Annotated in this window: 22 protein-coding genes; 6 read left to right on the top strand and 16 right to left on the bottom strand. The window is 73.5% G+C overall.

All coding sequences use genetic code 11. The annotated features are described in order from the left end of the window. Positions 1–261: 261 nt before the first annotated feature. Entirely contained in the window at positions 262–1512 is a 1251-nt protein-coding gene (purD, locus tag P3T35_RS26255; RefSeq protein ID WP_101380743.1) for a phosphoribosylamine--glycine ligase, read from the bottom strand. A 332-nt stretch (positions 1513–1844) separates the two neighbouring features. Between purD and P3T35_RS26250 the strand changes: the two genes are divergently transcribed. Then, positions 1845–2624, top strand: coding sequence for an SLATT domain-containing protein (locus P3T35_RS26250; RefSeq protein ID WP_101380742.1), 780 nt, complete (start codon positions 1845–1847; stop codon positions 2622–2624). Between the two features lie 32 nt (positions 2625–2656). Here the strand turns inward: P3T35_RS26250 and P3T35_RS26245 are convergent, their stop codons facing one another. From P3T35_RS26245 to P3T35_RS26235, 3 genes are all read right to left on the bottom strand, one after another. Next, a complete protein-coding gene (locus P3T35_RS26245) occupies positions 2657–3304 on the bottom strand; it encodes a hypothetical protein (protein WP_101380741.1) in 648 nt (215 codons plus the stop codon). Between the two features lie 70 nt (positions 3305–3374). Then, positions 3375–4154: a GntR family transcriptional regulator gene (locus P3T35_RS26240; RefSeq protein ID WP_280707971.1), complete on the bottom strand. Its 780-nt coding sequence runs from the start codon at positions 4152–4154 to the stop codon at positions 3375–3377. A 61-nt stretch (positions 4155–4215) separates the two neighbouring features. Then, positions 4216–5019, bottom strand: a complete 804-nt coding sequence (locus P3T35_RS26235; protein ID WP_101380740.1) for a carbon-nitrogen family hydrolase — start codon at positions 5017–5019, stop codon at positions 4216–4218. Between the two features lie 181 nt (positions 5020–5200). On the opposite strand from P3T35_RS26235, the gene P3T35_RS26230 reads away from it, so the two are divergent. Continuing rightward, positions 5201–6037: a maleylpyruvate isomerase family mycothiol-dependent enzyme gene (locus P3T35_RS26230; protein ID WP_101380739.1), complete on the top strand. Its 837-nt coding sequence runs from the start codon at positions 5201–5203 to the stop codon at positions 6035–6037. Between the two features lie 16 nt (positions 6038–6053). Here the strand turns inward: P3T35_RS26230 and P3T35_RS26225 are convergent, their stop codons facing one another. Together P3T35_RS26225 and P3T35_RS26220 are read right to left on the bottom strand one after the other, a co-directional pair. Beyond that, complete coding sequence (locus tag P3T35_RS26225; RefSeq protein WP_101380738.1) at positions 6054–7412, bottom strand: MFS transporter; 1359 nt, start codon at positions 7410–7412, stop codon at positions 6054–6056. Positions 7413–7477: 65 nt separating this feature from the next. Further along, entirely contained in the window at positions 7478–8710 is a 1233-nt protein-coding gene (locus P3T35_RS26220) for a M64 family metallopeptidase (protein WP_101380737.1), read from the bottom strand. Positions 8711–9054: 344 nt separating this feature from the next. Here P3T35_RS26220 and P3T35_RS26215 point away from each other — a divergent pair, with 344 nt between their 5' ends. Next, positions 9055–9576, top strand: a complete 522-nt coding sequence (locus P3T35_RS26215) for an LPXTG cell wall anchor domain-containing protein (RefSeq protein ID WP_180356479.1) — start codon at positions 9055–9057, stop codon at positions 9574–9576. Positions 9577–9716: 140 nt separating this feature from the next. On the opposite strand, the gene P3T35_RS26210 is transcribed toward P3T35_RS26215, so the two are convergent. The 3 genes from P3T35_RS26210 to pdhA are packed head-to-tail and all read right to left on the bottom strand — an operon-like array spanning position 9717 to position 13279. After that, the gene (locus tag P3T35_RS26210; protein WP_101380734.1) at positions 9717–11138 is read right to left on the bottom strand and encodes a dihydrolipoamide acetyltransferase family protein; all 1422 of its coding nucleotides are present in this window, start codon (positions 11136–11138) and stop codon (positions 9717–9719) included. A 15-nt stretch (positions 11139–11153) separates the two neighbouring features. Beyond that, positions 11154–12125 carry an alpha-ketoacid dehydrogenase subunit beta gene (locus P3T35_RS26205; RefSeq protein WP_101380733.1) on the bottom strand — a complete coding sequence of 324 codons (972 nt, stop codon included), beginning with the start codon at positions 12123–12125 and terminating at the stop codon, positions 11154–11156. Positions 12126–12133: 8 nt separating this feature from the next. Then, a complete protein-coding gene (gene pdhA / locus P3T35_RS26200; RefSeq protein WP_218976682.1) occupies positions 12134–13279 on the bottom strand; it encodes a pyruvate dehydrogenase (acetyl-transferring) E1 component subunit alpha in 1146 nt (381 codons plus the stop codon). A gap of 359 nt (positions 13280–13638) precedes the next feature. Here pdhA and P3T35_RS26195 point away from each other — a divergent pair, with 359 nt between their 5' ends. Next, on the top strand, positions 13639–14298 hold the full coding sequence (locus P3T35_RS26195) for a response regulator transcription factor (protein WP_101380731.1): 660 nt from the start codon (positions 13639–13641) through the stop codon (positions 14296–14298). Between the two features lie 76 nt (positions 14299–14374). Beyond that, on the top strand, positions 14375–15475 hold the full coding sequence (locus P3T35_RS26190; protein ID WP_280707939.1) for a phosphotransferase: 1101 nt from the start codon (positions 14375–14377) through the stop codon (positions 15473–15475). A gap of 67 nt (positions 15476–15542) precedes the next feature. On the opposite strand, the gene P3T35_RS26185 is transcribed toward P3T35_RS26190, so the two are convergent. From P3T35_RS26185 to P3T35_RS26160, 6 genes are all read right to left on the bottom strand, one after another. Continuing rightward, positions 15543–17126 carry a protein kinase gene (locus P3T35_RS26185; protein WP_101385055.1) on the bottom strand — a complete coding sequence of 528 codons (1584 nt, stop codon included), beginning with the start codon at positions 17124–17126 and terminating at the stop codon, positions 15543–15545. 327 nt (positions 17127–17453) lie between these two features. Then, on the bottom strand, positions 17454–18869 hold the full coding sequence (locus tag P3T35_RS26180; protein ID WP_101380729.1) for a protein kinase: 1416 nt from the start codon (positions 18867–18869) through the stop codon (positions 17454–17456). 157 nt (positions 18870–19026) lie between these two features. Further along, positions 19027–19647 (bottom strand): bacterial proteasome activator family protein, encoded by a 621-nt coding sequence (locus tag P3T35_RS26175; protein ID WP_101380728.1) that lies wholly within the window; start codon positions 19645–19647, stop codon positions 19027–19029. A gap of 68 nt (positions 19648–19715) precedes the next feature. After that, a complete protein-coding gene (locus tag P3T35_RS26170) occupies positions 19716–20597 on the bottom strand; it encodes a hypothetical protein (protein WP_101380727.1) in 882 nt (293 codons plus the stop codon). A 169-nt stretch (positions 20598–20766) separates the two neighbouring features. Further along, positions 20767–21432: a nucleotidyltransferase domain-containing protein gene (locus P3T35_RS26165; protein WP_101380726.1), complete on the bottom strand. Its 666-nt coding sequence runs from the start codon at positions 21430–21432 to the stop codon at positions 20767–20769. A 196-nt stretch (positions 21433–21628) separates the two neighbouring features. Next, positions 21629–22576 carry a TetR/AcrR family transcriptional regulator C-terminal domain-containing protein gene (locus P3T35_RS26160; protein WP_101380725.1) on the bottom strand — a complete coding sequence of 316 codons (948 nt, stop codon included), beginning with the start codon at positions 22574–22576 and terminating at the stop codon, positions 21629–21631. 180 nt (positions 22577–22756) lie between these two features. On the opposite strand from P3T35_RS26160, the gene P3T35_RS26155 reads away from it, so the two are divergent. Continuing rightward, positions 22757–23980, top strand: coding sequence for an FAD-dependent monooxygenase (locus tag P3T35_RS26155; RefSeq protein ID WP_101380724.1), 1224 nt, complete (start codon positions 22757–22759; stop codon positions 23978–23980). On the opposite strand, the gene P3T35_RS26150 is transcribed toward P3T35_RS26155, so the two are convergent. After that, on the bottom strand, positions 23947–24867 hold the full coding sequence (locus tag P3T35_RS26150; RefSeq protein WP_101380723.1) for a LysR family transcriptional regulator: 921 nt from the start codon (positions 24865–24867) through the stop codon (positions 23947–23949). The two genes, P3T35_RS26155 and P3T35_RS26150, sit on opposite strands and share 34 nt — an antisense overlap. Between the last annotated feature and the right edge of the window lie 28 nt (positions 24868–24895).

Below are 24895 nucleotides of genomic sequence, written 5' to 3'. Positions count from 1 at the left end.
GCCCCACTGAAGCTTCCCCCTCCGAGGGCGGACGCACCCGGCGGCGACCACGACAACCAGCCGAAGCGGCCCCGCGGTTCAGCGCACCCTACGGCCGCCTGGTCAGTCGCGTCAGCCGGTTGCTCCGGCATTCACTCGAAGGGCTGGAATCGGCCGTCCGTTCGCAAGCAGATCTCCGGCGGCCGGACCGGGCCGGGAAATGCCGAGGGGCGCTGCGTCCATGGGGGTGTCCCCGGAACGCAGCGCCCCTCGGCGCGGCCGCTACTGGGCGGCGGCCTTCAGCGCGATGTCGGTGCGGTGCTGGGAGCCCGCCAGGCGGATCTCGGCGACCCCCTGGTAGGCCCGCTCCCGGGCCTGGGCCAAGTCCTTGCCGATCGCGGTGACCGAGAGCACCCGGCCGCCGGCGCTGACCACCCGGCCCTGCTCGTCCGCCTTGGTGCCCGCGTGCAGCACCCAGGCGGTGCCGTCGGCGGCATCCGCCTCGGCCAGGCCGTCGATCACGTCACCGGTGCGCGGCGCGGCCGGGTAGCCCTCGGACGCCACCACCACGGTGACCGCGGCCTCCTCGGACCAGCGCAGCGGCTCCAGGTCGGCCAGCGTGTCGTTGGCGGCGGCCAGCAGCACGCCCGCCAGCGGGGTGCGCAGCCGGGCCAGCACCACCTGGGTCTCCGGGTCGCCGAACCGGGCGTTGAACTCGATCACCCGGGTGCCGCGCGAGGTGAGCGCCAGGCCCGCGTAGAGCAGGCCGGAGAACGGGGTGCCGCGGCGGCGCAGCTCGTCCACGGTGGGCTGCAGGACGGTGTCCAGCACCTCCTGGACCAGGCCGGGCGGGGCCCACGGCAGCGGCGAGTAGGCGCCCATGCCGCCGGTATTCGGGCCGGCGTCGCCGTCCAGCGCCCGCTTGAAGTCCTGGGCCGGCTGGAGCGGGAGCACGGTGGTGCCGTCGGTGATGGCGAACAGCGAGACCTCGGGGCCGTCCAGGTACTCCTCGATCACCACGCGGTCGCAGGCGGCGGCGTGGGCCAGCGCGGCGGTGCGGTCGGCGGTGACCACCACGCCCTTGCCGGCTGCCAGGCCGTCGTCCTTGACCACGTAGGGCGCGCCGAAGGCATCCAGCGCCTCGGCGGCCTCCTCGGGGGTGGTGCAGACGTAGGAACGGGCGGTGGGCACGCCGGCGCCGGCCATCACGTCCTTGGCGAAGGCCTTGGAGCCCTCCAGCTGGGCGGCCGCGGCGGACGGGCCGAAGACCGGGATGCCGGCCGCCCGCAGCGGGTCGGCGACGCCGGCGACCAGCGGCGCCTCGGGGCCGACCACCACCAGGTCGGCGGCCAGCCGCTCGGCCAGCGCGGTCACGGCGGTGCCGTCCAGCTGGTCGACCGGGTGGACCGTGGCCAGCCGGGCGATCCCGGCGTTGCCCGGGGCGCAGTGCAGCTCACTGACGGCGGGATCTTGGGACAGGGAGCGGCACAGGGCGTGTTCGCGGGCGCCGCCGCCGATGACGAGGACCTTCACGCTTGGCAAGGGTAGCCGGTGGCCCGATCCCGCTGGTCGACCGGGCTGTGCGAAGCTCCAGCGATCATGCGTGCGGTCCGGTGTGCGGTTGTGCGTTCGACCAGTCGGTAAATCGGGTCAGGTTCGCGGCGGCTCGGGCCCTCGCTCGGATGAGTGAAACCGGCTCGACTTCCGGAACCGGCCCACCACGGTGTTCTGACGCCTTTTCGGGTAACGATCAGTCTGGAAGTCCGACGCGGTCAGCCATTTGGCGGTAAGAAGTGCTGTTGGATACCCAGCAGAGCCCGACAACCAGGCCCGTCAAGGGAGCCCCACAGGTGAGCCAGCCCGAAATGCAGCCCGAGGAAAGTCCCTGGGGCAAGGACATCGGCGAGGAGGACCAGCCCACCACGACCACCGGCAGCGGCCGGGACCGGGCGGCCACCCGTCGTCGTGCGGATCTGAGCGCCCGCCAGTTCCCGCTGGGGGACTGGGGCGAGCCCGCCGAGCGCCTGGAGGAGCTGTACCGCTGGTCCGAGGAGCGGGCCGTCGAGGCGATCGAGTGGTACCGCCGCGACCGGGTCTGGAAGCGCCGCTGGGCTCGGGTGCTGCGGTTCGGCACGGCCGTGTTCGGGGTGGCCGGGGTGACGCTGCCGCTGGTCCAGCTGACCGGGCGGTTCGGGCACGCGGCCGCCTGGGGCTACGTGGCGCTGGCGCTGGCGGTCGGCTGCCTGGCCGCCGACCGGGTGTTCGGGTGCAGCTCCGGCTGGATGCGGGACGTCAGCACCGCGCAGGCGCTGCAACGGCGGTTGGAGGCCTTCCAGTTCGACTGGGCCTCGGAGTGCGTGCGGGAGGTGCTCGGGCCGACCGAGGGCACCGCGGGCGAGGCGGCCGAGCGCTGCCTCGGGGTGCTGCGGCGGTTCTGCGAGGACGTCTCGGAGCTGGTCCGCGGCGAGACCTCGGAGTGGATGCTGGAGTTCCGGGCCCGGATGACCCAGCTGCCCACCCAGGCGCCCGGCAGCTGGGGGAGCCGCCCGGAGGGCGGGGTGCCGGCCCAGGTGCGGGTGCTGCCGCCGCCCGGAACCAGGCCGACCATGCCGCGGCAGCGGCCGCCGGAGGGCGGGCTGCGCTGAGCGGGCGCTGCTCGGCTGCCCGAGCGGCTGGCTCAGGCGAACACCACCATCGACCCCTGGGTCAGGCTCCGGGTCGCCGCCGCGTACAGCCCCGCCCAGGCGTGCCGCTCCCGCGCGTAGGCGTGCAGGTCGTCCAGCGGCGGGGCGAACGGCTGCTCGAGACCGGTCGGGCCGAGCGGCCGGGTCGGCCCCGGCGGGTTCAGCGGGTCGATGCCCAGCGCCGGGGCGATCGCCTGCAGTTCGCGCAGCAGCCCGTAGGAGGAGCCCAGCGGCCCACCGGAGGCCAGCAGCGTCTGGTCCACCAGCGGCACCGCGAAGTCGATCGGCACATAGGCCCCGGCGTGGTCGAAGTGCCAGACCAGGTGCGACTGCTCGGCGCTGGACTCGAACATCTCCAGCAGCTGCTCGTAGTCGCCGCCCAGCGCGTCCACCGGGGTCAGCTGGAAACCGGTCAGCTGGAGCAGGTAGGCACGGCGCAGGAAGTGCAGCGAGTCGTAGTCGAAGGCGGCGATCGGCTCCACCTCGCCGGTGACCCCCGGCGCGAACTCGTACACCGGCACCGGCGGCAGGCCGCGCGCGGCGAGCGCCGCGTTGTAGACCGCCAGCTCCTCACGGAACGGGTTCTCGGGGCTGTGGCTCAGTACGTCCACCAGCGGTACGAGCCAGAGGTCGCAGGCCACGGGCCGCTTCATCCTCTCCGGTCAACTAGCAGCGGGCAACGCCGGCCGGCTGCTCGACGCTCGGACCACCCTACCGGCCCGGCGTCGGATCCGGAGTGGGCAGCGGACCGGGCAGAGCGCCGGTCGGCTCGGCGGTGAGCAGCCCCAGCACGGCGACCGAATCCAGCGACTCCCCGGCCAGCTCGGCCAGCAGCCGCACGGTGAACAGGTTGTAGTCGTTCATCATCCGGTGCGCGCCGGAGAGGTCCTGGTCCGCGATCCGCTCGACCAGCTCGGTGTGCCTGGTCCAGCAGACCCCGGACAGCTCGCCCTGGGACCGCAGGTAGGGGGCGGCGAACATCCAGGACTGCACCCGCAGCCAGTCCAGGTAGTCGGCGATCCGGCGGTTCTCCAGGAAGACCGTCATCTCCTGCCAGAACCGGCGGTCGCAGCCGACCATCACGTCCAGCTGCCCGGCCCGGGCGGCCCGGGTGGCCGCCTCGGCGCGGCGGCGCAGCGAGCCGAGCCGCGACCAGTCGTAGCCGGGCGGCCGCAGCGCCAGCTGCCGGAAGGCGCTGTCGGTGAGCATGGCGCGGGCCTCGAAGATCTCCAGGAAGTCGGCCCAGCCGAACTCCGGCACGGTGAAGCCGCGGTGGTGCTCGGCCCGCAGCAGGCCCTGGGCGGCCAGGTCGACCAGGGCCTCCCGCGCCGGGGTGGCGGAGACCCCGTAGAGCTCGGCGATCTCCTTGACGGTGAAGTTGCTGCCCGCCGCCAGCCGGCCGGCCATCAGCTCCTCGCGGAGCGCCCCGGCGATCTGCTCGCGCAGGCTGTTGCGCTGGATCGGCAGACGGCCCGCCCGGATGACGACCACAGCACACCTCCTCCGACGTTCCAGGGCCAGGATCGAGGAGCCATCCTCTCAAACCCGACCGTCAGGGAGTCCGCTGCACCGGCGCGGGGATGCCGAGCAGCCGGTCGCGGTGGACCGGGAACTCCTGGCGCGTCCTGGCCACCTCCGCCGGATCGAACTCGACGGTCAGCACCTCCTCGCCGGCCCCCGCCTCGGCCAGCACCCGGCCCCACGGGTCCACCACCACGCTGTAGCCGGCCTGCTCGACGCCGGCGTGGGTGCCCGCGGTGTTGCAGGCCAGCACGTACGCCTGCTCCTCCACCGCGCGGGCCCTGGCCAGCAGGCTCCAGTGGTCGCGGCGCCGGGCCGGCCAGGCGGCGGGGACCACCAGCAGCTCGGCCCCGGCGTCCAGCAGCGCCCGGAACAGCTCGGGGAACCGCAGGTCGTAGCAGGTGGCGAGCCCCAGGGTGCCGAAGTCGGTGGCGGCGGTGACGATCTCCTGCCCGGCGCCCATCGCCACCGCCTCGCCGCTGTCGAAGCCGAAGCGGTGGATCTTGCGGTAGGTGTGCACCAGCTCGCCGCTGGGCGAGAAGACCAGCGAGGTGTTGTAGATCGGGCCGTCCGGATCGCGCTCCACGATCGATCCGGCGTGCAGCCAGACGCCCGCTGCCGCGGCCGCCGCCGACATCGCGTCAGAGGTCGGCCCGTCGAGCGGCTCGGCACCGGCTGACCAGGTGTCAGTGGCGAACCCGCCGAGCGCCCAGAGCTCGGGCAGCACCACCAGATCGGCGCCCTGCTGGGCGCGCACCAGGGCGGCCGCGCGGGCCCGCCGCTCGGCCGCCGGCTCGTCGTCGGCAACCGCGAGTTGGATCAATGAGGCGCGCACACTACCACCGTCCACGTCATGAGACCTACGATCGTCACCCGAAAGCGCTGCCCTGCTCTCTCAGGCAGCGTAACGTGCGGTTAGCGCGTGCGCCCGGAAGCTTCGAAACCCGCCCGGCGCGGGCCCGGGCGCGCGGGCGGTGCAGTCGAGGGATGGCCGGAGCCGGAGAGACAAGGACACTGTGACCGACAATCAGGTCGTCCAGACCTACACGGATGCCTGGACGCATTCCATCGAATCCATATCGGAACTACTGGCCCTGCTGCCCGCCGACTCCTGGAACCGGCGCACCGAGTGCCCGGGCTGGTCGGTGCGCGACGTCGTCTCGCACGTGATCGCCGTCGAGTCCGAGCTGCTCGGCGATCCCCGGCCGATCCACTCCCTCCCCCGCGACCTGTTCCACGTCAAGAACGACGTGCAGCGCTACCTGGAGCTCCCGGTCGACAAGCGCCGCTGCCACACCGCACCGGAGATGACGGCGGAACTGGAGTACGTGATCATCCGCCGGTCCCGGGCGCTGCGCAATGCCACCACCGGGCCGGACGACACCGTCAGCTTCCCGGCCGGGCCGTTCAGCTACGACGTGCCCTACCAGGAGCTGCTGCGCCGCCGGGTGCTGGACGTCTGGGTGCACGAGCAGGACCTGCGCCGCGCCCTGCAGCTGCCCGGCAACCTGGACTCCCCGGCCGCCCAGGTCACCCGGGACCTGCTGCTGGCGGGGCTGCCCAAGGTGGTCGCCAAGGCGGCGGGCGCGCCGGCCGGCAGCACCGTGGTGGTCGACGTCACCGGCCCGCTGGAGTTCCTGCGCACCGTCCGGGTCGACGCCGACGGCCGCGGCTCGATCGACGCCCAGGTCAGCCTGGGACCCGACGTGCAGCTCACGGTGGGCTGGGAGGACTACCTGCGGCTGGCCACCGGCCGGGTGCGGGCCGACGGCCTGCCGGCCGGCGCGCTCACGGTGGACGGCGACCGGGAGCTGGCCGACCGGATCCTGGCGAGCTTCTCGCTGACCCCGTGACCGGTGCGCCGGGCGGTCAGGAGGCGACCGTCCGGCGCAGCCGCAGGATCATCACCGTGCCCAGCAGCAGCGGCGCGTAGAGCCAGCAGAAGGCCAGCCGGAACGCGCCCGCCGAGTAGGTCCCGGCGCCCCCGGACGCCGCGTCGAGCAGCACCCCGACGCCGAGCAGGGTCACCATGGTGGCCAGGAACCCGCCCATGTTGGCGATCCCGGAGGCGGTGCCCAGCCGGTGCCCCGGGTTGTGCGCGCGGGCGTAGTCGAGGCCGACCAGCGAGGCCGGGCCGTTGCTGCCCATCACCAGGATGAGCAGCACGATCAGCCAGAGCGGCGGGTGCCCGCCGGGCCAGGCCAGCGCCGCGCCCCAGCACACCCCGGTGGCGGCGATCACGGTGAGCGTGATCGGCATCCGGGCCGCCGCCGACCTGGAGAGCAGCCGGCCGAAGAGCAGGCCGAAGGCCATGGTGCTGACCACCAGCACGGTGAGCAGCCCGGCCGCCGAGCCGCGGCTCATGCCCTGCCCCTCCACCAGGTAGGGCAGGCCCCAGAGCAGCGAGAAGGCATTGCCCGGGAACTGGGTGGTGAAGTGCACCCACAGGCCCAGCCGGGTGCCCGGCTCGCGCCAGCAGTGCCGGATCTGGGTCAGCAGCGGGGGCCGGTCGGCGGCTGCCGCGGGCGCGGGGCTGTGCCCGGCGCCGGGCACAGCCATGGGGGCACCCCCGGCCGGAGGCTGGGGGACCGCCGGCGCCTCCCGGAGCAGCAGCACGACCAGGGCGAACACACCGGCGCCGAGCACCGCGACGGCGCCGAAGGTGGCGGTCCAGCCCTGGCTGTGCAGGGCCTGCGCCAGCACCGCCGTGGAGACCAGGTTGCCGCCCATCCCGGCCAGCCCGGTCAGCTGGGCGACCAGCGGGTTCTGCGCCGCCGGGAACCAGCGCGCGGCGACCCGGAGCACGCTGATGAAGGTCATCGCGTCGCCGCAGCCGATCACCGCGCGGGAGGCCAGCGCGGGCCCGAAGGCGCTGCTGAGCGCGAAGGCCAGCTGTCCGGCGCTGAGCAGCACCACCCCGGCGAGCAGCACCCGGCGCGGCCCGAACCGGTCGACCAGCAGCCCGACCGGGATCTGCATCGCCGCGTAGACCAGCACCTGGAGGATGGAGAAGGCGGAGAGCGCCGAGGCGCCGATGCCGAACCGGTGGGCCGCGTCCAGCCCCGCGACGCCCAGGCTGGTGCGGTGGATCACCGCCAGGACGTAGACGCTGACCGCGACGGACCAGGCGAGCCAGGCGGCTCGGCCTCCCGGTGGACCGTCCGGCGCGGGCAGTTCGGCGGTGGGGACGGTGCGAGCGGCGGTGCGGGCGACGGGGTCCACGGGCATAGTGCGCCCAGACTAGTCATCCCATCATTCGATGCTTACGTCGGGTACACGCCATTCCCACCGGCTCAGCCGGTCAGCACCCAGGTCACCGTCCGGGTCATGTGCCGGGCGCGGAACGCCTCGTCGCGCACCCAGTCCGTGGTGTCCCGCACGGTCGCGGTCACGGTGGACCGCTGACCGGGCTGCAGGCCCAGCACGGCGGGCTCGAACCAGGTGTGGTCCGGCGCCGGGGAGGAGACGGTGTGCCCGTCCACCCGCCACTCCACCTCCAGGTGGCGGCCGCCGGCCAGTTCGAGCGGATGGACCGTCAACCGCGGGTGGCCGCTGAGCTGCCCGGGCACCGGATCGACGCCGTCCAGCGGGGAGACCCGGCGGTAGATCTGCTCGATGATCGCCTCCCGGGAGGGCAGGTTGTAGCTGCCGCCCAGGGTGCGCATCACCGAGTCGGAGGTCGGCCGGTAGGTGCCGTTGGCGCTGCGGTAGGTGTCCACCACGCCGCCGCCGTCCGGGGATTCGGCGCCCAGCCAGCGCCACCACTTGGTGTGGTCGTGGCGCATCGCGTCGGCGCCGCGGTCGGAGAGGTTGGGGTAGTCGCTGTCGCCCGGCGCGCTGTCGTACTCGTCGCCGAGTTCGCCGACGGTGTGGCCGATCTCGTGCTGGATGATCCGGCCAGCGTCGGGGCTGCCGCCGGCCAGCGTGGTCACCCCGGTGCCGCCGGCCCCGCCGTACTCGGTGGAGTTGGCCAGCGCGATCAGGTACTGCGGGCCGCCGCCGGAGCCGGCGTAGCGGGCGGTGGCGGACTCGTCGGCGCACAGCAGCCGGGCGGTGCCGTCACACCAGAAGTGCATCCCCAGCGGGGTGCCCGGGCGCTGTCCGCGGGTGTCCGACTCGGCGATGCCGGGGGTGTCGGAGACCAGGTCGACCCGCCGTATGTTGAAGAAGCCCTGGTAGCTGTGGAACGGCTCGATCGCCATCACGGCGTGCCAGGTCTGGTCCGCCTGCTGCTGGAACAACCCCTGCTGGGCCTCGGTGTAGCCGTCGCCGAGCAGCACCAGGGTGATCCGGTTGGCCGGGTCGCCGGTGCGCCGGATGTCCACCGTCGGGGCCGCGCCCAGTCCGCGCAGCCGGGCCGACTGCGCGGCGCTACCGGGCGGCGGGACGGCGCGGCCGGGGAGCAGGCCGAGGGAGTCGAGTGACGCCGGATCGGCGAGCCCGGCCAGGGCGGGCGCCACGGCGGTGGCGAGCAGGACCAGCGCGGCCAGGCTCCGGACGAGGCGGCCAGGACTCCCAGACGTCATCGGATCGTCCTCGGTGCTCCGGTCACCCGGCGGGCGCTCGGGTGGGGGATTGCTCAGGAGTACCCGGCCAGTACTGATAATCAGATTTTTCGGTACATATCTCACTCACCTGGCCCACGGCCGAGGGGCCCGAAAAATCTCTTCGAGCCACCCGCAACCTCCGCCAGTGATGTGCGTCCATGAGAGTGAAGGCACGGAGAGCGGGACCGGCGAGACCGGGGGGGACCAGCGCCGGGCGTCTTCACCCAACTCACCAGCGCCACCAGGATCTTGAAGGGGCGCGGCGGAACGACGGGAGCCTGCAGAACCTGTCGCAGTTCCCCGAGTGCTCGTCGCTGGACGAGGTGAACATCGACACCTCGTCCCTGGGGCAGCACCTGGACAACCACGGGGACGGGCTCTTCAACTTCCTGGTCAAGCTCTCGCCGAACACCTCCGCGTCGCTGTCCCAGCTGGTGGTGGTGACCGACGGGTCGGCCGACCACACGACCACCGGGGGCAGCAGCGACCTGGCCACCCTCCAGGTCGAGCACCCGGACGCGACCGAGCCGAGCCCGGCGCCCGGCAGCGGCACCGGCACCGGCACCGGCACCGGCACCGGCAAGCCGACCACCAAGCCCAGCGGCACGCCGACCGCCGAGCCCACCGAGTCCGCCACCCCGGCGGCGGCACCCGTGGCCGCCACCCCGCCGGCCCCGAACTCCGCGCCCACCGCCGAGCCGAGCGGCACCGCCGCCCCCGACCAGCGGCTGGCCTACACGGGCGGCGGGGACTCCTCCTGGACCCTGGTCGCCGCCGGCAGCGCCCTGCTGGCCTCCGGCGCCGCCGCGCTGGCCTTCGCCCGCCGCCGCACCGCCCGCCGCTGACCCGGCCGGCCTCAGTCGGCCAGCGCAGAGAACGCCGGCGCCCAGTCGGCCGGCCTCAGCCGACTGCCGAGAACGCCCGAGGGCCCCGCATCCGGTTCGTCTCACCGGATGCGGGGCCCTCGACTGGTTCTGACGGTCCGTCAGCCCCAGGTGATCAGCCGCTTGGGCTTCTCCAGGATGGCGGCCACGTCGGCCAGCACCTTGGAGCCCAACTCGCCGTCGACCAGCCGGTGGTCGAAGGAGAGCGCCAGCGTGGTCACCTGGCGGGGCACCACTCGGCCCTTGTGCACCCAGGGCAGCTCCCGCACCGCGCCGAAGGCGAGGATGGCGGCCTCGCCCGGGTTGAGGATCGGGGTACCGGTGTCGACGCCGAAGACGCCGACGTTGGTGATGGTGATGGTGCCGCCGGTCATCGCGGCCGGCGAGGTCTTGCCCTGCCGGGCGGTCTCGATGAGCGCGCCCAGCTCGGCGCCCAGGGCGGGCAGCGTGAGCGCACCGGCGTTCTTGATGTTCGGCACGATCAGGCCGCGCGGGGTGGCCGCCGCGATGCCCAGGTTCACCTGGCCCTTGACCACGATCTCCTGGTTGGCCTCGTCCCAGGCGGCGTTGATCTCCGGGTAGCGCTTCACCGCGGTGATCAGCGCCCGGGCGACCAGCAGCAGCGGGGAGACCCGCACGCCGGCGCCCAGCTCGCCGCTCTCCTTGAGCTCGCGCACCAGCTTCATCGTGCGGGTCACGTCGACCTGCACGAACTCGGTGACGTGCGGCGCGGTGAAGGCGGAGGAGACCATCGCCTGCGCGGTGGCCTTGCGCACGCCCTTGATCGGGACCCGCACGTCCAGGCCGGTGGCCGGCGGAGCAGCGGGCGCCTCGACCGGCGCGGCCTCGGCAACGGGCGCCTCGACCACCGGCGCGGCCGGCTGCGGTGCCGGGGCGGCGGCCGCGTGCACGTCCTCGCGGGTGATGATGCCGTCCTTGCCGGTCGGCACCACAGTGTGCAGGTCGACGCCGAGGTCCTTGGCCAGCTTGCGCACCGGCGGCTTGGCCAGCGGGCGCTCGGTGACCTGGGCCGCGGCCGGAGCGGGTGCGGCGGCCGGGGCCGGGGCGGCAACGGGAGCCGGGGCGGCGGCGACCGGAGCGGCAGCGGCGGGCGCCGCCGCGGTGGTGCGCCGGGCCCGGCGCTGCACGGCACCGGTGCGCGGACCGTAGCCGACCAGCACCTCGCGGCGCTCCGGTTCGGCCTCCTCGGCCTCGGCCGGCGCGGCGGCCGGGGCCGCGGCGACCGGAGCCTTGGCAGGCGCGCCGCCGGCCACCGCGACCGCGATGATCGCGGTGCCCACGTCGACCGTGGTGCCCTCGGGGAAGTGCAGCGCCTCGACCGTCCCGTTGAACGGGATGGGCAGCTCGACGGCGGCCTTGGCGGTCTCCACCTCGCAGACGATCTGCCCGTCCGTCACGGTGTCACCCGGCTGGACGTACCACTTGAGGATCTCGGCCTCGGTCAGCCCCTCGCCGACGTCGGGCATCTTGAACTCACGGAGTGAGCGAACTTCGGTGGTCATGAACCCACTCCCTTCTCAGAACGCCAGCGCGCGGTCGACGGCGTCCAGCACCCGGTCCAGGTCGGGCAGGAACTGCTCCTCGACCCGGGACGGCGGGTACGGCGCGAAGTAGCCGCCGACCCGCAGGATCGGCGCCTCCAGGTGGTAGAAGCACTGCTCGGTGAGCCGGGCGGCCAGCTCGGCGCCCATGCCCATGAAGACCGGTGCCTCGTGCACCACCACGGCCCGGCCGGTGCGCTTGACCGACTCCGCCAGGGTGGCGAAGTCCACCGGGGAGAGCGAGCGCAGGTCGACCACCTCGATGCGGTGCCCGTCCTGCTCGGCGACCGCGGCGACCTCCAGGCAGGTCTTCACCATCGGGCCGTAGGCCAGCAGCGTCAGGTCGGTGCCGGGGCGGACCACCTTGGCGGCGTGCAGGTCGAGCGCGGGGGCCGCGCTGATCTCCGCCTTGTCCCAGTAGCGGGCCTTGGGCTCCAGGAAGATGACCGGGTCGTCGGACTCCACCGACTGCCGCAGCATCCAGTACGCGTCGTCCGGGTTGGACGGGGTGACCACCCGCAGACCGGCGGTGTGCGCGAAGTAGGCCTCGTGCGACTCGCTGTGGTGCTCGACGGCGCCGATGCCGCCCGCGTACGGGATCCGGACGGTGACCGGCATCTTGACGTGCCCGAGCGCGCGGGCGTGCATCTTGGCCAGCTGGGTGACGATCTGGTCGAAGGCCGGGTAGACGAAGCCGTCGAACTGGATCTCCACGATCGGCCGGTAGCCGCGCAGGGCCAGACCGATCGCGGTGCCCATGATCCCGGACTCGGCGAGCGGGGTGTCGATCACCCGGTCCTCGCCGAAGTCCTTCTGCAGGCCGTCGGTGACGCGGAAGACACCGCCCAGCTTGCCGACGTCCTCACCCATGATCACGGTCTTGGGGTCGGTCTCCAGGCACTTGCGCAGGCCCTCGTTGATGGCCTTCGACATGGTGAGCTTGGACATGTTCGGACTTACTCCCCACCCTCGAAAGACTGCGCGTAGGCCACGTATTCGGCCCGTTCCTCGGCGACCAGCGCGTGCGGCTCGGCGTACACGTGGTCGAAGATCAGGGTCGGGTCCGGGTCCGGCATCGAGCGGACGCCCTCGCGGACCCGCAGGCCCAGCGCCTCGCTCTCGGCGTCGACCGCCGCGAAGAACTCCTCGTCCGCCAGGCCCTCCTTCTCCAGGTGGGCCCGCAGGCGCGCGATCGGGTCCTTGGCCTTCCAGGCCTCGGTCTCCTCGCTGGAGCGGTAGCGGGTCGGGTCGTCCGAGGTGGTGTGCGCGCCCATCCGGTAGGTGAACGCCTCGATCAGCACCGGGCCGCCGCCGTTGCGGGCCCGGTCCAGCGCCCAGCGGGTGACCGCGAGGCAGGCCAGCACGTCGTTGCCGTCCACCCGCACGCCCGGGAAGCCGAAGCCGGAGGCCCGGCGGTACAGCGGGATCTTGGTCTGGTTGATGGTCGGCTCGGAGATCGCCCACTGGTTGTTCTGGCAGAAGAACACCACCGGCGCGTTGTACACCGAGGCGAAGGTGAAGGCCTCGTTGACGTCGCCCTGGCTGGAGGCGCCGTCGCCGAAGTAGGCGATCACCGCGTCCTCGGCGCCGTCCTTGGTGATGCCCATCGCGTAGCCCGTCGCGTGCAGCGTCTGGGAGCCGATCACGATGGTGTAGAGGTGGAAGTTCTTCTCGTTCGGGTCCCAACCACCGTGGTTCACGCCGCGGAACATCCCGAGCAGGTTGAGCGGGTCCACCCCGCGGCACCAGGCGACGCCGTGCTCACGGTAGGTGGGGAAGGCGTAGTCGCCCTCGCGCATCGCGCGGCCGCTGCCGACCTGGGCCGCCTCCTGGCCGAGCAGTGAGGCCCACAGGCCCAGTTCGCCCTGGCGCTGCAGCGCGGTGGCCTCGCCGTCGAACCGGCGCACCAGGACCAGGTCCCGGTACAGGCCGCGCAGCTCCTCCGGGCTGACGCTGAGCGGGAACTCGGGGTTCTCCACCCGGTCGCCCTCGGGCGTCAGCAGCTGGACGAGCTCAGCGGGGGCGTCCTGCCCGGTACGGGCACTGTCGGGGACGCCGGGGGCGGCCTTCTTGCGCGCCCTCGACGTGCTTTTGACGGTCACGTTCACTCCTCGGTCTGTCCGGCCGCCCGGGGTCGCCGGTGCCGGTCCGGTCACCTCCGCGCTCGGCGCACTGGGTGAGCGGCCGATGACGTGGCAGGCGGTGATCCTTTGCCGACGGCTTTCCCACGAGAACGTTACCCAGCGAGCGCGTTGGGCGCTCCTGCGCTAGGACGTCCTACTTTTTCCGACCAGGTGGGGCTGGAACCGGGTAGCGGGCAGCCTCCCGGGGGTGCACGTCAGGACACCTGCGCACGCTATCCGGGCGCGGCGTTTCGCGTAAGGGGGTTGATCGGACAGATTGTGCGGACGGGCGGTGCGGGCGATAGATCATCCCTGTGGGGGTATGGGAGCATTTGCCAATGAGCGAAAACGGGCAAATCAGGGTTTTCCTACTGGATGATCATGAGGTCGTCCGACGCGGAGTGCGTGAGCTCCTGTCCGGTGAAGCGGACATCGAGGTGGTCGGCGAGGCCGGCACCGCCGCCGAGGCGCTCAGCCGGATTCCCGCGGTGCTGCCCGACGTCGCGGTACTGGACGTGAGGCTACCGGACGGTAACGGAGTTGAGGTCTGCCGCGAGGTCCGCTCGCGCCACCCCGACGTCCGCTGCCTGATGCTCACCTCGTTCTCCGACGACGAGGCGCTCTTCGACTCGATCATGGCCGGCGCCTCCGGTTACGTGCTCAAGGCGATCCGCGGCACCGACCTGCTCTCCGCGGTGCGCGACGTGGCGGCCGGCAAGTCGCTGCTCGACCCGGCGGCCACCGCGCGGGTGCTGGAGCGGCTGCGCACCGGCGGCGAGCCGGAGGACGAGAAGCTGGCCCAACTCACCAAGCAGGAGCGGCGGATCCTGGAGCTGATCGGCGAAGGCATGACGAACCGTCAGATCGGCAACGAACTGCACCTCGCCGAGAAGACGGTGAAGAACTACGTCTCCAGCCTGCTGGCCAAGCTCGGCATGGAGCGGCGCACCCAGGCGGCCGCCTATGTCGCACGACTGGGCACGGACCAGCAGCACTGAGGCAGCTTTCGATCACCGCTTGGGCACATCCGGCCAAGCGGACGGTGATCAGCCCGTTTCACTACGATCACCTGGCGTGACAGAGAGTCAGATTGTGGCGTTTGCAGCCGGTTTCGCCGAGATCGACGGGCCGGACGCGGACGCTCCACCGGTCGGCACGCTCAGCCCGCCGATCCCGGGCTGGGCCATCGAACGGGTCCTACGCCACTACCGGACCGGCCGGATGCTGGCCGTCGATCCGGTCGCCGAGGGCCTGCTCAACCGCTGCTACCGGATCACCACCAGTACCGGCCGCTACTTCCTCAAGTGCTACGTCGACCAGACCACCGCGACCCAGGCCGCGATCACCGCCCAGCACCACGCCAGCATCCGGCTGGCCGCCCTGGGCCTGCCGGTGCCGCCCCCGCTGCCGGACCGGACCGGCCGCACCATCACCACCGTGCTCGGCCGCCGGTTCGCCCTCTACCCCTGGGTGGCAGGCCGGCACCGCACCGGCGCCGAGCTCGATCCCGAGCGGTGCACCGCGCTCGGCGCGCTCCTCGGCCGGCTGCACGGCGCACTTGCCGAGGTCTGCGCCCCGGTCACCCAACCCGCCGCCCTGCCCAGCGCCGACCCCGACGCCACCACCGCGCTGATCGCCGAACTGCGCGGCCTGGCCGCCCGGCACCGGCCGTACGGCGCCTTCGACCGGCTCGCCGAGCGCCGCCTCGCCGAGCGGCTCGACCTGCTGGTCGGCCACCGGCACCGGCGCCCCTCGCCCACCGCGATCGGCCGGTCCGGCTGGGTGCACGGGGACTTCCACGGGCTCAACCTGCTGCACCTGGGCGACCGGGTGACCGCCGTGCTGGACTGGGACCGGTTGCGGGTGCGGCCGCGGGCCGAGGAGGCGGTCCGGGCGGCCACCCTGATCTTCAACCACCCGGTGACCGGTGTGCTGGACCTGGCCCGGGTGCGCCGCTACGCCCGCGGCTACCGGGCGGCGGCCGGCGCGGACGCCGCGGAGCTGGCGCCGGCGGTGCACCGGGTCTGGTGGGAGCGGCTCAACGACTTCTGGATGCTGCGCTGGCGCTACCAGCGGGCCGACCGACGGGCCGACCCGCTGTTCCCCGCCGCCGCCGCCCAGACCGTCTGGTGGTCCCAGGAGTACGAGCAGGTTCTGGACGCGTTCGTGAACTGACACGCCGTCTCAAAGCAGTGGGCGCCGACCGGCTGATACCGGTCGGCGCCCACGGTCACGCTTCAGCTCACTGCGGCGAGGACTGCCCGGTGGGCGGGGTGACGGTGTGGGGCGGCGACACCGGAATGCTCGGCGGCGCGCTGGTGCCACCGCCCGAGGACGGGCTCGACGGGGAGCCGCCGGTCGGGCTCGACGTGGCGCCGCCGGTCGGGCTCGACGAGTCGGAGGCCGAGGCCGTGTCGGTGGGCGTCGAGGCCGACTGGCTCGGGTGGCTCGACCGGGAGGTCGGCTGGTTGGTGTACCCGTCGCCGCCGGTGGCCGGGGTGCTCGGGGTGTGGCCGCGGGTGGGCGCGGACGTGGTGGGCGCCAGGCTCGGGCTGTCGCTGGTCGGCTCGTCGCTCGGCGACTGGGAATCCGAGGGCGAGGCGCTCGGCGACACCGACGACGTCCCACCGGTCGTGCCGCCGCTGGGGCCGCCGCTCTGGGAGGCCGCCACGATGCCGATCGCGGCCGCCAGCACCAGCACCACGCCGGCCGCGATGGCCAGCAGCCGGCGCCGGTTGCCGCCCGGCCTGGCGTCGCCGTAGCCGTCGTCCTCGCCGCCACCGCCGTAGCCGCCGCCCTGCCCGCCGCCGCCCGGGCCACCGCCGCCCTGGTAGGGGCCGGTCTGGTAGCCGCCGGCCGCCGAGCCGTAGGGCAGCATCGTGGTGCGGTCGCCGACGCCGCCGAGCAGCTGGGTGACCGCGGTGCCGTCGGCGGGGGTGCCGGCACCCATCACGGTGGTCGGGTAGCCGCCCGACGCGGCGTGCATCTCGCGCAGCGCGTGCTGCAGGTGGGCGCGGAACTCGCCCGCGCTCTGGAACCGGTCGTCCGGGTTCTTGGCGAGCGAGCGCAGCACCAGCTCGTCCAGCTGCCACGGGACCCGGGAGTTGGTCTGGGAGGGCGGCACCGGCGCGTCCTGGACGTGCTGGTAGACCACGGAGAGCGGGGTGTCGCCGGTGAACGGCGGGCGCAGCGCCAGCAGCTCGTAGAGCATGCAGCCGGCCGCGTACAGGTCGGAGCGGTGGTCCACCTGCTTGCCGAGCGCCTGCTCCGGCGACAGGTACTGCGGGGTGCCCATCACCATGCCGGTCTGGGTCATGGTGGTGGCCTCACCGGCCAGCGCCCGGGCGATGCCGAAGTCCATCACCTTGACGGCGCCGGTGGTCGTGATGATCACGTTGGCCGGCTTGATGTCACGGTGCACGATGCCGTGCCGGTGGCTGTAGTCCAGCGCCTCCAGCACCCCGGCGATGATGATCAGCGCCTGGTCGACCGGCGGCGCCTCCTCGGCCACCAGCAGCTCGCGCACCGTGCGGCCCTCGACGAGCTCCATCACGATGTACGGCGTCGACTCGCCGTCCACCAGCTCCTCGCCGGTGTCGTAAACCGCGACGATCGAGTGGTGGTTGAGCGAAGCGACCGAGTGCGCCTCACGGGTGAACCGCAGCCGGGCCACCTCGTCCTGGGCCAGCTCGGCGCGGAGCAGCTTGACCGCCACCGTGCGGCCGAGCCGGATGTCCTGGGCGGCCAGCACCTCGGCCATGCCGCCGCGGCCCAGGCGGTGGGTCAGCCGGTAGCGGCCGTCACCCAGCGTGCCCATGGTCGGCATGCCGCGCCCCGGGGTGGCCGGGCCGCCGAAGGGCGCGCCGGCCGGCTGGTCGGCTGCTCGGGCGGCTGTGGTCTCCTCCGCCGCGGCACCTGGCATCGGAGTCTCGCGGGTGACCGCCTCGTCGGCGTCATCGCCTCGGCCGGGTCCGGTACCCGCGAAGGACTCGGGCTCTCCTTCGCCGTCGCCCGGCTGCTGCGTCTGTGCCATTACTCCTCGCCCCGGGTCGAACGCTCTGGTCGCGGTCGCCCTTTCGATTCGCTTCCCAGAACGCTACCGCCTCCGGCCCCCGCACCCCGAATGCGCGCGACGGCCGGAGGCGTGCGACGACTACCGCTGCGCCCGGTCCGGCAGCAACTGCGCCACGTGCGTGGTCAGACTCGGCAGGCTGCTGCTGGAACTGTCGGTCTTGGTGACCACGATGGCGATGATGATGATGAACAGGACGATCACACCGATGATCACACCGACCACCACCAGCGCCGTCGAGCAGCCGTTGCCGCTGTTCTCCTTCACCGGCGCGAAGCCGCCGCCCTGCACCGGCACCGGCATCGGCTGCGGCATCGGCTGCGGCATCGGCTGCGAGAAGGCCGGCGGCGGCGTCTGGTACGGCTGCGGAGCGAAGGCGGGGGGCGGGGTCTGGAACTGCTGCTGGGGAGGGAACGCCGGCGGCGGGGTCTGCGGCCCGTACGGTCCGGCCTGCGGCGGCTGGTAGGGCTGCTGCACCTGCGGGGTCGGGGTGTTGATGTCCCCGGGCACCGGCGCGAAGTTCTTCAGCCCCGAAGAGTGCGCGGCCCGCGGGCCCTCACCGATCACCAGCGGCGTGGCCATCAGCGGGGTGCCGCCCGCCTTCTCGCCGGCCGCGACCCGCTCGACCTCCTCGCGCATCGCCTCGGCGGTCGGGAACCGGTGCGCCGGGTCCTTGCGCAGCGCCCGGGCCACCAGCGCGTCCACCGCCGGGGTGACCGCGCGGTTCAGGCTGGACGGCGCCGGCGGCTCCTCCTGCACGTGCTTGTAGGCGATCGAGAACGGCGAGTCACCGTCGAACGGCAGCTGGCCGGTGAGCAGCTCGAAGAGCATGCAGCCCACCGAGTACAGGTCGGAGCGGGCGTCCACGCTCTTGCCCAGCGCCTGCTCGGGCGACAGGTACTGCGGGGTGCCGACCACCATGCCGGTCTGGGTCATCGAGGTGACGCCCGACTGCATCGCCCGGGCGATGCCGAAGTCCATCACCTTGACGACGCCCTTGGTGTTCACCATGACGTTGCCCGGCTTGATGTCGCGGTGCACCAGCCCCTGGTCGTGCGAGACGTCCAGCGCGGCGAGCACCGCGGCGGTGATCTTCAGCGCCTGCTCGGTGGGCATCGCGCCGTGCTCGGCGATCGCCTGGTTCAGCCCGTCGCGCAGCGACAGGCCCTCGACGTACTCCATCACGATGTACGGCACGGTCCCCCCGTCCGGGGTGACCTCCTCGCCGCTGTCGTAGACCGTGACGATGTTGGTGTGCTGCAGCCGGGCCACCGCCTGCGCCTCGCGGCGGAACCGCTCGCGGAACGACGACTCCCGGCCCAGCTCGGTGTGCAGCGTCTTTATCGCCACCGGACGGCCGAGCACGGTGTCGTGGGCCAGATGGACCGAGGCCATGCCGCCCTGCCCCAGCAGGTGCTGCAGCACGTACCGGCCGTTGCCCAGTGAGTGAAGCTGCGGCTGCGGCTGGTCCACTCCGGCGATGCCGTCCTCGCTCATGGTCCTCTGCTTCCCCCGCGGCGCGACCGGTCGCCCACCGCCGTGAATGGTGGTCTTGGAGACGTGGGTGTGGGAACACCCGGCGCCAGGGTATCGGCCCCGCGCCCCGGCGAACCCCGCAGGGGCGCGGCGCTGAGGGCCGGTCAGCCCGACGGTGCTACAGGTACGGACCCGAACGAATGCCGCGCCCCTCACCCTGGTCGTCGCCGTCCGACTCGCCCAGCACACCGGGCGGCAGCGCCCGGCGCATCTGCTCCAGCTGCGCGCGGGCCGCCATCTGCTGGGCGAACAGCGCGGTCTGGATGCCGTGGAACAGGCCCTCCAGCCAGCCGACCAGCTGGGCCTGGGCGATCCGCAGCTCGGCCTCGGTGGGGATGCTGTCCTCGGTGAACGGCAGCGACAGCCGCTCCAACTCCTCGACCAGCTCCGGGGCCAGGCCCTTCTCCAGCTCCTTGATCGAGCTGGCGTGGATGTCCTTCAGCCGGGCCCGGCTGGCCTCGTCCAGCGGCGCCATCCGGACCTCTTCGAGCAGCTGCTTGATCATGCTGCCGATCCGCATCACCTTGGCCGGCTGCTCGACCATCTCGGTCACCGGCAGCTCCCGCTGCTCGCCGTCCTCACCGCCGGAGCGGTCGTGCAGCCGACCGGTGGCACCACCGATCGCCATGCCGTCCGGTCCGACGATCAGCACCTGCGGGTTCTCCTCGGACCGCCCGTTCGATCCGGTCGATCCCTGATACGGCTCGTGCTCCGGCCGTTCGTTCAGCGGCTTCGTCATACCTCCTTCATATGCTTCCGCGCTGAGCAGGGTCAACCGACCGACCCGCTCGGACGCAGCTCAGGGGCTCAGCCGCGGCGCAGTCGCAGCCCCACCAGGGCGAGCCCCAGACCGATCAGCACCAGCCCCGCGCCCATCGGTAGTACCAGCACCATCGGGCCGGTGAACCGGACCGCGGCCGCCGGGGCCACCGCGGCGGCCTGCCCGACGGCGGTCGGCGGGGCGGTGGCGGCGCCGGCGGGCGTCGGCGTGTCGCCGGTGCCCTGGTCCTGGGCGGGGCCGGGCGGCGTCCGCGCCACCGACTGGTCGCCGAGCGCCAGGGCGTCGGCGCCCTGGCCTGGGGTCTGGTCATCGGCCGGGGCGACCGCATCGACCGAGTCGGCCGAGTCGGTCTGTTCATCGGCCGGGTCGAGCGAGGCGGCCTCCGGCGGTGCTGGGGACATCGGGTGGCCGGCCGTTGCGGTGGGCAGGTCCGACGGGGAGCTCGACCCGACGCCGGACGGGACGGCCGCCGCGCCGCTCGGCGCGCTGCCGGGTCGGCCGCTCTGCTGGGCCGAGGTGTGGCCGGGGGTGGCGGCGGGGGTCCGGGACGGCACCGCCGCGGGGGAGCCGGACGGACCCACCTGGCCGCCGGCCCCGGCCTCGCCGCTCGACGGTGCGGCGGGAGTCCCGGTCGAGCCGCCGTCCGACCCCGTGCTACCGGAGCCGGTGGGCGTCTCGCCGGGTCTGGGTATCGGCCGCAGCTGGGGGTGCGACGGCGCGGACGCGGCTTCGGTGGGCCGGCTGCCATCGCTGGGATCGGCCTGGGCGGCGACCGGCAGCACGGCGGTGAGCAGCAGCGGGACGGCGAGGGTCACCCCGGCGGCGAGCCGGCGGAGACGGGGAGAGCGGTGGGGGGTGCGGTGGGGGGTGCGAGCGGAGCGGTGGAACGGCGGGGGCGAAGCGGCCACGGACGACGGTCCCTTCCAACGGCCGGCATCCGCGGGGATCCCGGCGGCGGAACAGCTCCGCTCCAGAGTCACACGGGAGGGCGATCCGGGCATGCCGAACGGCCGCCGGCCCGCGCGCAAAGTCAGTCCCGGCGGGGTGCAGGCGGTGCTCAGGCTCGCGGCCGGCCGGTCACGCCGTCCAGTACGCCCGGCGCACCCGGCGCAGCCACGCCTCCACCCGCGCCTCGTCGGGCGCCGACGGCAGCACCCCGGGGCGGTCGAGGCGCCGCTCGGCCTCGGCCAGCAGCGGCTCGGCCAGCTCCGGGCGGGCGGCGATCCGCTCGCCCGACTCCCGAACCTTCTCGGGCTCAGCGAGGCGCACCACCAACTCCCCGGTCTCGTGCAGCCGGACGCCCTGCTCCAGCAGCCGCACCAGGTGCCGGGCGTGCTTGGCGGCCCGCGGCCGTTCGTCCGGTCCCCGGGTGAGCAGCTTGCGGAACTGCTGCCCGGCGTAGCCGAGATACGAGCCGCGCACCGCCCGCTCGCTCAGCAGTGCCCCGCGCAGGGCGATCAGCTCCGCCCCGAGCGGGGTCCGCACCTCGTACAACTCGTCCGGCAGCCACACCAGTTCGCTGGCCGTCGGGTTGGCGGACAGCGCCAGCCGGCACCACTTGGCCGCCTCGTGCATGGTCCGGTCCGGCTCCGGCGCCGAGCTCACCACCGACTCCACCGGCCGTCGCAGCCCGTGCAGTTCTTCGGTGGGCACCGCGAACAGCCCGAGCCGGTCCACGTCCGAGCCCGGCCGCGCCAGCCCGTACGCCGTCGACCCGACCACACCCGCCAGCACCACGTGCATCGGCCCGCCTCCCTCTCCAAGCCCATGGGGTCCCCCGGCCGAAGGCTGGGGGGAGAGTCTCGCGTCCGCGGCGCCGGGGGCGCACCTGCTTTTCGGGTGGTCGGCGCTCCGGGCGGTCGGCGCTCCGGGTGGTCGGCGCTCCGGGCGGTCGGCGCTCCGGGTGGTCGGCACTTCGGGTGGTCGGCGCTCCGGGCGGTCAGCCTTCGATCAACACGGCGATGCCGTCGAGGAGCCGCTGCAGGCCGAACTCGAAGAGGGCGTCCAGGTGGAAGTCATAGCCCTCGGTGGTGAGTCGGGTCATCAGCGGGAAGTCCCCGCCGGCCAGGATCGCGTGCAACGCGGGCTCGTGGCTGTCCATCCACTCCTCGTTGTCGATGCCGCTGTGCGCCTGTGCCTCCAGCTCCGCCTCGACGTTGACCGCCGTCCCCCGGATGTGGTTGAAGAGCATCAGGTGGGCGCTGAAGGCCGTGCCCAGGTCGAGCCCCTGGTCGGCCAGGGCGGCCAGCGCCCACTCGCTGTAGGGGATCGCACCGGCGACCGGCTGCGGCCGGGTCACCGACAAGGCCGACGCCAGCCAGGGGTGGCGGTGGAACATCGCCCACATCATCCGGGCGAGGAGTTCGAGCCGCTCCCGCCAGCCCGGCGGCGGGTCGGCGGGCAGCGGCCGCTCTCTGAAGACCTGGTCCATCATCTGCGCCAACAGGCCGTCCTTGTCCGCGACATGACGGTATAGCGACATGGTCGCCACCCCCAGCTCGGCCGCCACCCGGCGCATCGAGACCGCGGTGAGCCCCTCCTGGTCCGCGATCGCGATCGCGGCGACGACGATCCGCTCGGGGGTCAGGGGCCCCTCCGGGGCGGCCCGCCGCGCGGGGCGGGCCAGCGGCGCCGCGGGTGCCTGCGGGGCCGGCTGCTCTGGGGCGGCGGCCGCGACCACCGTGCCCACCCCCGGCACCGCGCGCACCAGGCCGGTCTGCCGCAGCTCGGTCAGCACCCGGGTGGCGGTCGCCATCGCCACCCCCCACTGCCGGGTGATCTCCCGGGTCGACGGCACCCGGTCGCCCACCGCCAGCTCGCCCGACTCGATGCGCCCTCGCAGCTCGGCCGCGATCCGGCGGTAGCGCGGCTCCTCCGGCTCGTCCATGCTCTCTCCTCCGCACTAGTGCACCCAGCAGTGCACTGCCACCCTAATCCACCAGGCCGAAGGAGTGCGCAAGCCCTCTGCCGCACCCCTTCCGCCCTAGTGCACCAGACGTCAACTTCGCTTATTCACCGGGATTCTACGGATTGCACTACCCCTGGCATACGGCGTACATTCACTGCCATGACGAACACCGAGATCCTCATCTCCGGCGGCGGCATCGCCGGCCCCGCCCTTGCGTACTGGCTACACCGCGCCGGGTTCAGCGTGACCCTGGTCGAGCGCGCACCGGCCCCGCGCCCCGGCGGGCAGACCGTGGACCTGCGCGGTGCGGGGCGCACCGTGGTCACCCGCATGGGCCTGATGGAGCAGGTCAGGGCCCGGACCGTCGAGCAGCGCGGCCTCGCCCTGGTCAACACCGCCGGCCGGACCACCGCCACCGTGCCGGAGGACGCCTTCGGCGGCGAGGGCATCATCTCCGAGATCGAGATCCTGCGCGGCGACCTGGCCGACGTGCTGCACCAGGCCACCCGCCACGACGTGGAGTACCTCTTCGACGACAGCGTCACCGACCTCCGGCAGGACGAGCACGGCGTCACCGTCGCCTTCGAGAAGGCCGCCCCGCGCCGCTTCGCCCTGGTGGTCGGCGCCGACGGCCTGCACTCGGTGGTCCGCCGCCTGGCCTTCGGCCCGGAGCAGCAGCTGGTCCGCCCGCTGGGTCTCTACAACGCCTGGTTCACCACCACCGAGCCGCTCCAACTCGACGGCTGGTACAAGATGTTCAACGCCCCCGGCGGCCTGGTCGCCGCCGCCCGCCCCGGGCGGCTCCCGGGCGAGGTCAAGGCCTCGCTCAGCTTCCGCACCGCCGAGCCGCTCGGGTACGACCGCAGGGACACCGCCGCCCAGCGCGAGCTGCTCGCCCGGCGCTTCGCCGGGGTCGGCGGCTGGGAGGTCCCGGCGCTGCTGCGCGCCATGCGCACCGCGCCCGACTTCACCTTCGACCCGATGGGCCAGGTGCACCTGGACTCCTGGTCGCGCGGCCGCACCGTGCTGCTCGGCGACGCAGGCTACTGCGCCACCCCGCTCACCGGGCTGGGCACCAGCCTGGCCCTGGTCGGCGCCTATGTGCTGGCCGGCGAGCTGGCCGCGGCCGCCGGCGACCACCACGCCGCCTTCCGCGCCTACGACCGCATCATGCGCCCCTACGTCGACCAGGCCCAGGAGCTCCCGCCCGGCGGCGCCAAGGGCTACGCCCCGTCCAGCGCCCTGGCCATCCGGCTGCGCGCCGCCTCGATGCGCTCCATGACCCGCTGGCCGATGCGCACCATCCTGGCCGCCCAGTTCGCCAAGGCCGGCAACATCGCCCTCCCCGACTACCGCCTGCCGAGCGCCGCTCGGGCCGCGTGAGCGGCGCTGCCACCCGGCCCGGGGAGGTCGAGGAGGTCCAGGAAGGCGGCCGCCGCGGGGGTGCGGCCGACGGGGCTCCAGATGACGTACTCGACCCGGGCCGGTGCGTCCGTGACCTCGACGGCGGCGACGCCGGTGAGCCGGTGCACGGAGGCGGAGGGGAACATGGCGATGCCGAGCCCCTGACCGACCAGCCGGTCCATGAAGTCCGCGGTGGTCACCTCGAAGGCGACCTCGCGGGTCAGGCCGGCGGCCGCGAAGGCCTGGTCGGTCTGGATCCGTCCGGCGGTCCCGGCCGGCAGGTCGACGAAGTCCTCGGTGGCGAGCCGGCCGAGGCTGACCGAGGGCTCCCCGGCCAGCGGATGGTCCGGGGCGACCACGGCGACCAGCCGGTCCCGGGCGAGTTCACGAGCGGCGACGCCCGTCAGCCGCGCCGTGGTGGGCAGCCCGAGGAACGCCACATCGAGGGCACCCTCCTTGACCTGCTCGACCAGGTCGTCGCTGGCGCCCACCCGCAGCCCGACCCGCACCTGCGGGTACCGTCGGCGGAAGTCCCGCAGCGCGCCCGGGATGTCGACGGCGGCGACGGTGGGGATCAGGCCCACCGCGAGCCGGCCGCGCACCTCGCCCACCGCCGCCGCGACCTCGGCAGCCGCCCGCTCGGCGGCGTCCAGGCACTGGCGGGCGGCGGGGAGGAACGCCGCGCCGGCCGGCGTCAGCCGCACCCGGCGACTGGTGCGCTCGAATAGCCTGGCACCCAACTCCCGTTCCAGTCGGGCGATTTGATGGCTGAGCGCGGACTGGACGACCAGGCACCGCTCGGCGGCCCGGGTGAAGCTGTTGGTCTCGGCCACGGCGATCACATAGCGCATCTGCTGGAGCTCCATGGATCCATCGTGATCCGAGATCGATGAA

Source organism: Kitasatospora sp. GP30 (assembly GCF_029892145.1).
GTDB classification, from domain to species: domain Bacteria; phylum Actinomycetota; class Actinomycetes; order Streptomycetales; family Streptomycetaceae; genus Kitasatospora; species Kitasatospora acidiphila.
The sequence above is the reverse complement of the archived record's forward strand: the minus strand, read 5'-3'. Positions and strand labels throughout refer to the sequence as shown.